This is a genomic window from Yersinia pekkanenii (assembly GCF_001152565.1).
Lineage (GTDB): Bacteria > Pseudomonadota > Gammaproteobacteria > Enterobacterales > Enterobacteriaceae > Yersinia > Yersinia pekkanenii.
In genome coordinates, this window is the sequence record NZ_CQAZ01000064.1 from 1 (window position 1) to 13,616 (window position 13,616).

Consider the following 13,616-nt stretch of genomic DNA (forward strand, 5'->3'; position numbering starts at 1 on the left):
TGGCGCTATCGCCAACGGCAGTGCGACCAACAGCGTCGAGGCACTGGTGAGCGACGCGCGAGGCAATCCGGTATTGGGTCGGACGGTATCCTTTACTACCTCGAATAATGCACAATTGACGGTGGTGATTGGCACTACCGGGGCCGATGGGATTGCCAGCGCGACCCTGACCAATACCCTTGCCGGTACCAGTAGCGTGAAAGCTGAAATTGGCACGATCAATCATACTGTCGACACCCTCTTTGTGGCGGGTGCTGCAGCCAACATTGTTCTTAGCATCGTGGATGATGGCGCTATCGCCAACGGCAGTGCGACCAACAGTGTCAGGGCGCTGGTGAGTGATGCGCAGGGTAACCCAATATCCGGTCAGACGGTCAGCTTCAGCTCCGCCAATACCACTGCGCAGGTAACCGCAGTGATCAGTATCACCGGGGCAGACGGGATCGCCACAGCAACCCTGACCAATACCCTTGCCGGTGTCAGCAATGTGATTGCTGAGCTTGGCGCGATCAATAAAACTATCAATACCCACTTTGTGGCGGGTGCGGCGGCCAACATTGTTCTGAACATTGTGAATGATGGCGCTATCGCCAATGGCAGTGCGACCAACAGTGTCAGGGCGCTGGTGAGTGATGCGCAGGGTAACCCAATATCCGGTCAGACGGTCAGCTTCAGCTCCGCCAATACCACTGCGCAGGTAACCCCACTGACGGGGGCCACTGGCGTGGATGGGAGTGTCACGGTGACCCTGACTAACACCAAAGCGGGTGTTAGTGATGTGATCGCCGAGATTGGCGCGATCAATGAAGCTATCAATACCCATTTTGTGGCGGGCGATGCGGCCTTAATGACGCTGGCGATAACGACCAATGGTGCGGTAGCCGATGGTACGGATAGCAATGAAGCTCAGGTCGTTGTCACCGATGCACAAGGTAACCCGATTGACGGAGCCGAGGTGGCACTCAGTTCGGCCACAGGTGTAACTATTACGCCAGCCACGGTAACGACCGATGCCAATGGTACTGCAACGGCAGCATTGACCCACACTGTTGCTGGCGGTCACACCATCACTGCCAACATAGGTTTGTTGAGCAAGACAGCCAATGCCCAGTTTATCGCTGATGTGACGACGGCGCAGATTGCCGACGGTGATTTAACCATCATTGCTAATAATAGAGTTGCTGATGGCTTGGCCGCTAACCTGGTACAGGCGATAGTCACTGACAGCCACGGTAATCTTCTTCAGGGGCAGGTTGTTGAGTTCGCTGTAGATAATAACGCCGTCCTTCAAACAAGTAATGGTACAACAGCAGCCGATGGCCGAGTTTTCATAACATTGAGAAGTATTCATGCGGGTACGACCAATGTGAGTGCCACTGTGGCTTCCAGTGGCAGCCAGCGGGACATTGATACTCTCTTTATTGCTGATACCACCACCGCCACCCTGACGGCGACCAATTTAGAGATAGTGGCTGATAACGCACGCGCCAATGGGCTGGATACCAATGCAGTCAGTGCCCGAGTCACGGATGCCAATGGCAATCCGGTATCGGGTCAAACAGTGGCCTTTACCTCGAGCAACAGTGCTGTTATCACCCTGGTTAATGGCGTTAGTGATGCCAATGGCCTGACCGCCATCACCCTGACCCATACCCGCTCGGGTGCCAGCATGGTATTCGCCAAATTGGGTAACCAGCCTCAGCAGAGTAAAACCACAACATTTATTGCGGATGAATCTACGGCGAATATTGCCGCATCGAATATGGTTATTACCCGTAACAATGCGATCGCCAATGGAATCAATAGCAACATTGTTCGTGTGACGGTGGTGGATGCTTATGGCAACCCGGTGCCGGATATGGCGGTGAGTTTCAGCTCTGTTGATGGCGCTGCCTTTACGCCACCATCAGGGAATACCAATAGCAGTGGGGTCATCTATACCACCGTAACCAATACGGTGGCGGGCGACAGTAATGTGCTGGCAGAGATCACGACATCAACAGGGACTCACAGCCAGAATAAAGACGTGGTATTTATTGCCGATACGTCCACGGCACGAGTCTCGATCTTGGAAATTCTGAAGAATGATGCGGTCGCTGACAATAACGATGAAAACAGGGTGCGGGCACGGATTGTCGATGCCAATGACAACCCGATTTCAGACATGGCAGTGAACTTTAGTGCGACGAACAATGTGACATTAGCTGCCGCAGTCGTTACCACTGATAGCGATGGCTATGCCGCTAATAGCATCACTCATAATGCCGTATTGAGCAGTACCGTGACCGCCACGGTGGCGAGCGACTCGACAGGCCAAACGGCAGAGGTCACCTTTGTCGCGGGTCAGGGCGCCCGAATTGCAATCTCACGGGTGACTGATGATGCGGTGGCTAATGGTATTGACACCAACCGTGTCGAAGCCAAAGTCTATGATGCCGCTGATAATCTGGTACCGAATGCCGGGGTGACGTTCAGCGCGGGGCTGGGGACACTGGTACAAGCGGATACTACGACCAATGAATTTGGGGTCGCCTATGCCACGGTCAGTCATATCAAGTCGGGTGGTCTTCAGGTGTCAGTGACGGCCGATACGCTGTCTGGCTCAACGTGGTCGAACTTTATCGCTGATAAAGACACGGCAACGCTGGTCGATGGCTATTTGATTATCACCAATAACAATGCGCTGGCAAACGGCACCGCACAAAACTCGGTGTTATTACAAGTATTTGATGCCAATAATAATCCAGTTGCCGGGGTGCCGGTGAGCTTCAGTTCAGATAATGGGGCATCAATCAATTCGCCAGGCTTGACGGGCACAGGGGGGTTGGTGTGGGCAATATTAACACACACTGTTGCCGGGCCGAGTGCAGTCACCGCCACGCTGACGACGGCAAATGGTCCCCAAAGCCTGACGGTCACGCTGGAGTTTGTTGCGGATGCGGATACTGCCCATATTGCTGAAGGTGATTTTGTTCTGATACGCGATGGTGCAGTGGCAAATAATGTGGAAACCAATGAAGTGCGGGCCAGAGTAACGGACGCTAATGGTAATCCTGTCGAGGGTCGCCGTGTTGTATTCTCATCACAAAATGGTGCCACTATTACCACATCTAATATTTCGCTTGTGGATGGATGGGTGGTTGCGACCCTGAAACACACTCAAGCCGGCCAAAGCGGGATATTAGTTCAAATGGCGGGTGTTCCTGGTGGAATAACCCGCTTCCTGTTCCCACACTTTGTGGCCGACCCGAGCACTGCAACGTTAAAACTGTTTCCTTTTGGCTCTGAGGTAGTTGCCGATGGTGTGGCACAACGGCAAGTCTTGGGGCAGGTTGTTGATGCTAACCAGAATCCGATCGCTGATCAGCGAGTCACTTTCAGCGCGACCAATCAGCCAATCCTGAACGTGAGCGAAGCGGTCAGCAACGCAGAAGGCGGTTTACTGTTGCTGGTGGCGAATACCCATGCCGGTACCACCACAGTGACGGGCACCTTGACGTCGAATAACGCCACCAGCGTGGCTAACCTCGAGTTCATTGCCAACAGCCAAACCGCTCAACTGGCAACCCTAACGGTTATCGATAACGATGCGCAGGCGAATGGTATTGCACAAAACCAGGTACGCGCACGTGTTGTCGATGGTTTGGGCAATTCGCTGGCCAATGTTGCGGTGACATTTACCGCAACTCAGGGCGCACAACTGGCGCAAGTGACGGTGCAAACCGATGTCAATGGGGAAGCCGTCAACACACTGACCAGTACGCTGGCGGGTGATTCGGTCGTGACAGCTAAACTGGGGGCCGAGGCAGGAATAACGGCCACAACCCGCTTTATTGCAGGGCCAGTGGCGCAACTTGAACTGGTGACGACGGTAAATGATGCAGTTGCTGATAACAATGACACCAATGCGGTGCAGGCGACTATCAAAGACGCGAATGGGAACCCGGTGAGCGGGAGCAATGTGGACTTTATTGCGACCAATGGTGCGACAGTGATTGCCGCCAATGGGGGCGTGAGTGATGACCATGGCATGGTACTGGCGACATTAACCAATGCCAGCGCAGGGGACAGTATCGTCACGGCCAATATTGGTGCGTTGAATAAAACGACCGATACGAAATTTATCGCCGGCGCAGTAGCCAATATTGAGCTAAGTGTGCTGGATGATGACGCAGTAGCGAATGGCTCGGACACCAACGTCGTACAGGCAATAGTCACCGATGCGCGGGGTAATCTGGTTTCTGGTCAGACGGTGGTCTTTAGATCGGATAATACTGACGTACAAATGACTCCAGTGATCGGCACCACCGGTGCGGATGGGGTTGCCACCGCGACGCTGACGACTACCGTGGCGGGTACCAACACGGTGGTTGCCACCATAGGTAGCGTCAGTGACAGTATTGACACTACTTTTGTGGCCGGTGCAGTGGCGAATATTGTCGTGAATATTATTAACGATAATGCACGGGCAGATGGTATAGACACCAATACTGTTGAAGCCATTGTGACGGACAGTTACGGTAATAGCGTGGCGAATCAATTGATACGGCTTAACCCTAATGGCGGGGTCAATGTGAGTCCAGGCATAGTGATAACAGATGCTGATGGCCGGGTCAGAGCCAGCTTTACGCATACTATTGCAGGGCCAGTGACGGTAACCACAACGAGTAATGGTCAACTGGTATTTACCAATATCACCTTTATTGCCGATGCCGCGACAGCCGACTTTGCATTAACGGTAGTCCAGAACAATCAACTGGCAAATGGCAGCTCAACTAACCTTGTTTTAGCCAAAATAGTTGACGGTAATGGCAACCCACTCGCGAATCAACAGATTGACTTTACGCTCAGTAGCAACAGCGCGGTGACCACTGGGAGTCGCAATATCAGTGACGCCCAAGGTACCGCTTATGTGGCGTTCCACAATACGGCTGCGGGTGTGACAACGGTGACCGCAACTCTCGGCTTGACCGGGCAAACTAAAGCCCTTGATACTCACTTTGTCGCGGGGAAAGCCGAGTCGATTGAACTGACGATGACGCAAGATGGTGCCTTAGCCAACGGTATAGATACCAACGAAATCCAGGTGTTAGTGGTGGATGGGCAAGGTAACCCGATCAATGGGGCGGAGGTCAGTCTCACTTCTCTCAGTGGTATGAGTATTACACCAAGCAAGGTAACGACAAACGCCAATGGTACGGCTACGGCGACCTTGACACATACCCTGGCGGGGATCCTCCCGATCAATGCCCGAATAGATCAAGTGAGTAAAACCATCAATGCGACCTTTATCGCTGATGCTGCCACCGCACAGATTGCCGAAGGCGATTTGACCATTCTCAATAACAATGGAGTTGCTGATGGAGAGGCGGTTAACGCGGTTATAGCGAAAGTGACTGATGGATACGGTAATCCTCTTGAGGGGCAGAGGGTTACGTTTGTGCTGAGTAATAATGGCACTATTCAATTTAAGCTGGATGTTACCTCAGATGAAGGTGGGGCTCTGGTGACATTCAGTAATACCCAAGCCGGTATTACTAATGTGACCGCCACCGTGGAATCCAGTGGCAGTAGCCGAGACATTGATACGACCTTTATTGCCGATATTACAACTGCACACATTGCCGAGGGTGATTTGGTGGTTATTACCGATAACGCGGTCGCCAATAACCTGGATAAAAACGAGGTTCATGCGCGGGTTACGGACGCAAAAGGCAATGTGTTGCCTGGCCAAACCGTTATCTTTACCTCGGGCAACGGTGCCGCTATCACTACAGTAAATAGTCTCAGTGATGAAAACGGCCTTACCTCGGCCACCTTGACCCATACTGTGGCGGGTACCAGTGTGGTGACCGCCACAGTCAGTAACCGAGCACAGAGCAAAGACACAACCTTTGTTGCGGATAGCACCACCGCGACTATTAGGGCATCAGATCTGACTATTACCCGGAACAATGCATTAGCGAATGGCATTGCCAGTAATGAAGCCCGTGTGATTGTCACTGATGCTAATGGTAACCCGGTGCCAAATATGTTTGTGGGTTACACCTCAGATAATGGCGCGGTGATGACACCGCCATCAGGAGCGACGGACAGCAACGGGATGTTCAGCACGACCTTGACGCAGACTATCGCGGGTACCAGTAATGTGACTGCGTCGATCGTAACGATGGGGATAAGACAAAGTAAACCTGCCGTCTTTATTGCGGATGTATCTACCGCCCGTGTGTCAGCGTTGACTGTCGTGAAGAATGACTCGATCGCCAACAACAGCGATAGAAATATCGTACGGGCGTACATTCAGGATGCTTATGGCAACGTGATTACGGGCATGAATGTGAACTTTAGTGCCACTGAAAACGTAACCTTGACCGCAAATATGGTCACAACTAATGATCAGGGATATGCAGCAAATACCTTAAGGCATGACACCTCTGTCACCAGCGCGGTGACTGCAACCGTGGCTAATGACTTGGTGGGCCTCACCGAAAATGTCCGCTTTGTGGCCGGTGCTGGTGCCCGAATCGAGATGTTCCGGATAGAAGATGGGGCGGTGGCCGATGGTATCCAGACGAACAGAGTTGAAGCCAAGGTCTATGATGCTGATGATAACCCGGTGCCGAATACCCAAGTGACATTCACCACTGCGAGTGGGCAATTGGTGCTGGCAGATACACAGACCAATGCCTCGGGCAGTGCCTATGCCACTATCAGTAATATCAAGGCGGGCCAGGATAGTGTGTCAGTGACCGCAGATAATGTGTCGGCCTCAACCTATACGACCTTTATCGCCGATAAGGATAACATCACCTTAACTGATGAGCGTTTCATTATTATTAATGATAATGCGCTAGCGAATGGTATTGAGCAAAATAGAGTGTTATTGAGTGTCGTTGATGCCAATGGCAATGAAGTTGCGGGTATTCCGGTGAGCTTTAGTTCGGCTAATGGTGCGTCAATTACCGCAGCAACCACCACTGATATTTATGGGGTCGCTATCGCGACACTGACGCATACTACTTCGGGGCCAAGTGAGGTTACGGCAACCTTGCAGATGCCGAGCGGCGGTACTGCGAGCCTGACGGTCACGCCTCAATTTATTGCTGATCAAGAAACCGCCGATATCGCAACGGGTGACTTTATCATTGTCGATGATGGGGCTGTGGCAAATAACGTGGCCTATAATGAAGTTCGAGCCAGAGTGACTGATAGTCGAGGTAACCCTGTTGCAGGCTACAGCGTTGTTTTCAGTTCACAAAATGGTGCGACCATCACTACCCCTGGTATTACGGGTGATGATGGGTGGGTGAGCGCGAAGCTGACCCATATTAAAGCCGGGGATAGCGGGATCTTAGCTCGAGTAACTCGGCCATTGGCGGTAGTGCACACGCTGACACCGTACTTTATAGCCGATGTGAATACGGCAAAAATAACACTTTCACCCTTTAAGCTTAGTCCTCAGGATACAATTGCTGATGGGGTGGATAAATACCCTGTGATAGCAATGGTTACTGATGATAACCAGAACCCGATAGCGGGACAACAGGTGACCTTCATTGCCACCAATGGGGCTATCCTGAGTGAGGATAATGGGTCGGTTAGTAATGCTCAAGGTTCGGTGCTCTTATATGTAGCGACTACCCATGCTGGGATCACTACTGTCACGGGAACCTTAGCGTCGAATAATGCTACCAGTTCGACGGATCTATTGTTTATCGCCAACAAAAATACGGCCCAATTGAGCACCTTAATGGCCGTCGATAACAATGCATTGGCGAACGGTATTGCCCGCAACCAGGTACGGGCGCGGGTGGTCGATGACTTGGGCAATCCGGTGGCCGATGTTGCTGTAACATTTACGGCTAACCATGGCGCGCAGCTGAGCCAGGTGACGGTGCATACCGATAATAACGGTAATGCGGTCACTTCGCTGACCAATAGTTTGGCTGGTGTAACGGTAGTAACGGCTAAACTGGGCACCACGGGAACAGCCCTGAGTGTTAACACGGTCTTTGTTGCCGGGCCACTGGCGGCCCTAACACTGGTGACTACTGTAAATAATGCCTTTGCAGATAACAGTGACAACAATACGGTACGGGCGACGCTGAGCGATGCGACCGGGAACCCGATAGTGGGGGAAGTCGTGGCCTTTACGGCGACTAATGGGGCGACTATTACGGCCACCGATGGTGGGGTGAGTAATGCTAACGGTATTGTTTTTGCAACCTTAACCAGCGCAACTGCGGGGGTAAGCCCCGTTACCGCAACAATAGCGACGTTTAGTGCTAAAACAGACACCACCTTTATTGCCATGAGGAATCTGGATGTGACGGTGAATGGTCAAACGTTTGCCGGGGATGCCGGGTTCCCAACCACTGGGTTTGTGGGCGCAACCTTCCGGGTCAACTCGGGCGGAGACAATAGCCTCTATGACTGGAGCAGCAGTGCCCCATCACTGGTGTCGGTCGGCAGTGATGGTATGGTGAAATTTAATGCGGTATTCCCGACGGGTACACCGGCAATCACCATTTCAGCGACTCCTAAGGGCGGCGGTAGCCCACTATCGTACAGTTTTAGAGTCAACCAGTGGTTTACCAATGGGGGTTCAAGGACCTTAAGCAGAGCTGACGGCGCGGAATATTGTGAGAACACAGGCTACGTAATGCCGGCTTCTGGTCAGGTCACCAATGCGGCTACCTGGGCGTCAGGAACGCGTGCTATTGGTAACTTGTGGTCAGAGTGGGGCAATTTCAGTGCTTATTCTGATGTGAGCTGGAGACCGGCAGGGCAATTCTGGCTCAGTGATGATTATAGCCCTGGTACGCAGCATACGGCTGAACTGTCGGCGGGTGGATTAAGCACCATAAATGATACAGCAAGCATGCTCAATCTGTTGTGTACCCGACCACAATAGTTTGAGGGGGAATGTTAATGCCAGAGGTTCGTTATACTCTGGCATTATGTTTTTATGTGTACTTTCATTGGGTTGTGGCTCCGGTGGCAGCGGGTCAGTCAGTTTTACTCAGTTGTGACTTTTGCCATGCTAGCGCTCGTGCCAAACTAAGCTGACATCAAATTGCTCCGCAAGCCACGGAACGTCAACGACCGAGAGTCGATCCGATGGCCCTTGCAACAGTCGCCATGGGATTAAGGCGACAAGGTCACTCATTGAGACGATTTCAGGAACGAAAAGGAATGAAGCCGCGGACATAACTGTCAATTATGGTCTAAAAGTTAGCCACAGTTATGCTTTAAAAGTGCGCCACTTTAAGACCGGTTTTTAAACCTACATGATTCATTGCCTGTTTCAATAATGTCACAATGATGAACCAGTCGATCCAATAAGGCTGCCGTCATCTTTTCATCGGCAAATAGTTTTACCCATTCAGAAAACGCTAAATTAGTGGTGATCATAATGCTGGTATGTTCATGCAATTGACTGATTAAATGAAACAATAAAGCCCCTCCTTTTTGACGAAAGGGAAAATACCCCAACTCATCTAAAACAATTAAATCCAGCTTTGTCAGTTGATTGGTTAATTTAAATTGTTTACTTTCCTTGTCCAATTCCAGCTTGTTGACCAAATCTAATACATTCCAGAAGCGAACTTTAAACCCATTGGTGGCCGCATTTACCCCTAAAACCGTGGCTAAATGCGTTTACCTGTACCAAGGCCACTAACAAATATAAGGTTACGTTTTTCTCTGATGTAATCACAGTCATTCAGAAGTTCAATGCTGGGTTTATTTAATAGACTTTGTTCAAACTCAAAATCAGACAGTGTTTTATGCTGTGGGAACCGGGCTTGATTAATACGGTAGCCAATACTGCGGATGTGTCTTTGTGTTTGCTCTGTGGTTAATAAATTTCCAATAATATCCATCGTAGAGCGCTTACGCCGTATGCCATCAATAACTACGTCATCAAAGCTTTCAGCCATTGCAGTGAGCTTTAATTGTTTAAGTATTTCAATACAGTCATGCCGTTGCATTTGGCACCCCTTTTAATAACGTATTGTAACGCCGACAATTGGCCTGGGGTGGGACATTCAGTGGAATATCATTTATTTTGAGCGTAGGTATTACAGGTTCAGTGAGTCGGTGAATAATATTGAGTACTGCTTCCACCGTAGGTACCCCTTCTTCTAACGCTATGGCTGCCGCGGTTACGCCTAAATCTTCACCATAATTAGCGAGTAAAGACAGCAACTGCACCATCGCTCTATCACCTTTCGGACGCTTGAGCCGATGTTGCTGGAGTTCTTTAACCGGTTTAGGTCAATCCCAATTTATAAAAGGTTCACCGTTTCTTAGGGCACCCGGTTTTCTTTTTAATGCGGACAGATAATGCCAGGGATTATAGGTTGTCTGGTTTTTAACGAAACTGCGTTGATGTTGAGCGACACACTCGCCATCGGCAATAATTTTAATCTCTGTTGCAGTTGTTTTTAATGTCACTTTCTTACCCGCTAACTCATTGGGAACGCTGTATTTATGCCCATCAAAACAGAATAAAGATAAGGAGTTGATATGGACTATTGCAAATTGCCCTCCCGTATAAGGGAAATAAGGCGGCAGAAGAGGTTTCTCTACACAAAATAACGCGTTAATAACTTTGCTTCTGTCTTCAGTCTCGATTGCGAGGTATTTACTGACGGTATGACGAGATATTTGTAACTGTTTGGCTATGGCCCTCTGAGAGAGCCCCTGTTTAAGAGAAAGCCTTCTGACTTTAAGTATGGTTTTCCATGCACAGCATCCAAGGAAATCTCCGTAAAAACGGAGAGTTTATCAATAATCAGGGTGGTGCACTTTTACACCATAATTCCCCGATCCCTTGGTCTACTTTTGCACAATATTTAACCCTGAGTGGGACCAGATGCGTGGTGCGCATCTTTGAACCTCGGTGTGAGAATTTAACGCCGGGGATAGGTTCTCTTTCAGCCGGGATGGTCCAAAGTGCTCTTTCTGTATCGATTTCACTCCAGCGTGCATAACGAAGCTCACTGGAACGAATAAAAACGAACAGATTAAGCATTACGGCCAGACGAGTAAGAGGTTGGCCCTTATAACCCTCAATACGCGATAGCAGCTCTGGGATACGATTAAGCTCAAGGGCAGGCCGGTGAACGCGTTTAACCGTGGTAAGAGCGCCAACCATGTCCTGAGCCGGGTTGTAATCGATGATCCCACATTGGACGGCATAACGCATGATGGCGGTGGTGCGTTGCAGTAGACGGGCAGACACTTCAAGAAACCCTGCATTTTCGGCTACCCGAATAGGGATTAGCAGGTCGGGTGTCCTGAGTGAAGCGATATCGCGAGTACCGTTCACAGGAAACAGATACATTTCCAGATTTTTGAGCACCTTTGCGCTGTGTTGCTCAGACCATTGCTTATTAGCAGCATGCCAGCGCCGGGCAATAACTTCGAATGTTTGAGTCGCATCGGGTAAAGCCTTTTTCGCCCGCTTAACCTCACTGGGGTCGGAGCCCTCGGCAATCAATTTGCGTGCGGCGTCGGGTTTAACCCGCGCCTCTAAAGTGATAGGGCGGGGTAGACCCCTAATGCCAAGGTATTTTCTTTACCGAGATAGCGATAACGTAGCCGCCAATATTTTGACCCATTGGGATGAACCAGCAAATGCAGGCCATCGCTGTCAGTCAGTTTGTAAGGTTTATCGTCGGTTTTTGCTGACCGCACTTTCACATCGGTGAGTGCCATGGATGGCTTCCGGAAGAGATCTTGTGGGTATAATAATTATCGAACTGGACTGTACCCGCATTTGTGCCCACAGGTATCACTTGATGTAGGTAGAAGCAGGTTGACTTCAGTTGATATAGAGTAGGGGGATGATAGCAGTCAGTAACAGCAGGATTTTAAATGCAAAAATGGACGTCGGTTGACGTCCATTGATAATAATATGGTGCCCGGACTCGGAATCGAAATAAACCACCTGATGTATTGTTATTAAACGATATTATTGTATTCGATAAATGTAGAGGCCCCCGTTAAGGCCCCCGGAATGTTTTGCATCAAAAAGGGAATGGGTTTGATGATTTTTTCTCCTGCGAGAATATTACCTGTTATTCAGGGTGGTTCCGGTTCACGGAACCACCCTGAGCATCAACTATAATGTAATCTGAGGATGTTTAATACCGCATGCATGGGCATACCTGACCAATGTGTCAAGGCTCGCTTTAACGATATTAGACTCCATGCGGGAAACAGTGGGCGGTGTTACCCCCATTCGTTCTGCAACCTGCGCACGGGTTAATCCTGCATGGCGACGCCATTCTGCCAGCATGATCTGTAAACGCTCTTTACGCTCTTCGGCTTCATAAGCGGCTTGTACTTCTGGGTCAGACATTAAATCAGCCCTGACGGTATCCCAGGCAATGCCTTTAACTTTTGTCATGTAGCATCTCCTCTAATCGCTCAAACGCGAGGGTTATCTCCCCTGACGGTAATTTCTGCGTTTTCTTGATGAACACGCGCAGTAGATAGATATTTTTTCCTTTCTGATAAACATACAATCCCCTGGCAATATCGGTTCCCATCGTTCTGAGTTCAAACAAACCGTCTCTGACGGGTTTGCTGTCGGGCTCTCGTAATGCCGTGGCATTCATTTTAAGCTTATCAATCAGGCGGATCATTTTAGCCCTGATGACTGGCGGTAAACCTGCTATTTCATCAGGCACTTCATCATGTAAAATTACATTAAACACAGAATACTCCTCTATAGAGAAATATTGCCTTTTAAGCTAAGTTAAGTCAAATGCTAATTAACGAGTGATCGACTCAATTAGCCTGATCTTCAACATACCCGGTAAGATCTGGGCTATCGCTTCAGTTTTCTACAGAGGTTTTATGATCCGCCAAACGTACTTGCCAGCCATACAAAGAAAGTAAGACGGAGTTCGCATTACCTGGCTGTACGCTCCGGCAGCACATCTGGGTAATGTTTCGCCACGATGGCATTCATCTTGTCAATCAATGAAAGTTTTCTAAATTTCAGGTGCGCTGATCCCTTCATGAAGTATTTTATCGAAAAGTAATCGTCTTCATAAACTTTCGCTATATGCGGATTGGCACGAATATGCTCATACAACCGGCTTGTCACATCGCCCCGGTTATCCGGGATCGCTTTACCGTCCAGCAAGTGCAACATGCGCTCCAGATCTGCCAACTGGTCTCGCCGGGAACCGTGGTTCAGGGTAAAGCCCCATTGGTTGCAACTGACCAAATTGCTCATGATTATTTTTTTGCCAAATTGGCATGGACTGTTGGTTTTAAAGTGCCAGGATAATCCTTTGAATAAATTGATGACCCCGCGTTCAAATACCTCGTCTTTCTGCTGGTGAAGTTGCTCAAAGGTACTGAGTATGTTGGCTTCGCTAATGGCAGGAATATTATCCCCCTCAAGGTTTCTGTACCACTGATCACGCGCCTGAGCATCCATCAGGCTCAGCATCCCCGATTTCAACATCAGATCTCGCCATATACTGCGATCGAGATTGCGGGTAATCGCTTTCATGCCCGTTTCTGCTTTCTCCATAAGCCAGCAGCCGCAGCGGAAATCTTGTCGCATGGCCCAGTCCTTTGCAATTCCACCG

4 protein-coding genes and 3 pseudogenes are annotated in these 13,616 nt (G+C 49.8%); 1 reads left to right on the forward strand and 6 read right to left on the reverse strand.

Annotated features, from left to right (window positions below; all coding sequences use genetic code 11):
• Positions 1–8,914 (forward strand): beta strand repeat-containing protein (locus AEP37_RS26275; protein ID WP_049615141.1); only part of this gene is annotated, 8,914 nt, incomplete at its 5' end.
• Positions 8,915–9,267: 353 nt separating this feature from the next.
• Here the strand turns inward: AEP37_RS26275 and istB are convergent.
• From istB to AEP37_RS20820, 6 genes and pseudogenes are all read right to left on the reverse strand, one after another.
• Positions 9,268–9,992, reverse strand: a pseudogene (gene istB, locus AEP37_RS20795) (IS21-like element helper ATPase IstB).
• Positions 9,979–10,641: pseudogene (locus tag AEP37_RS20800) on the reverse strand (Mu transposase domain-containing protein); the annotation flags it as partial. The pseudogenes istB and AEP37_RS20800, both read right to left, overlap by 14 nt.
• 226 nt (positions 10,642–10,867) lie before the next feature.
• Positions 10,868–11,724 (reverse strand): annotated as a pseudogene (locus AEP37_RS20805) (tyrosine-type recombinase/integrase); the annotation flags it as partial.
• Positions 11,725–12,130: 406 nt separating this feature from the next.
• Entirely contained in the window at positions 12,131–12,418 is a 288-nt protein-coding gene (locus tag AEP37_RS20810) for a helix-turn-helix domain-containing protein (RefSeq protein ID WP_012104592.1), read from the reverse strand.
• Complete coding sequence (locus AEP37_RS20815; protein WP_005280057.1) at positions 12,405–12,728, reverse strand: type II toxin-antitoxin system RelE/ParE family toxin; 324 nt, start codon at positions 12,726–12,728, stop codon at positions 12,405–12,407. Before AEP37_RS20815 ends, AEP37_RS20810 begins: the two co-directional genes overlap by 14 nt.
• A gap of 197 nt (positions 12,729–12,925) precedes the next feature.
• Positions 12,926–13,616: DUF4942 domain-containing protein (locus AEP37_RS20820; protein ID WP_049615142.1), on the reverse strand; the 691-nt coding region annotated here is incomplete at its 5' end.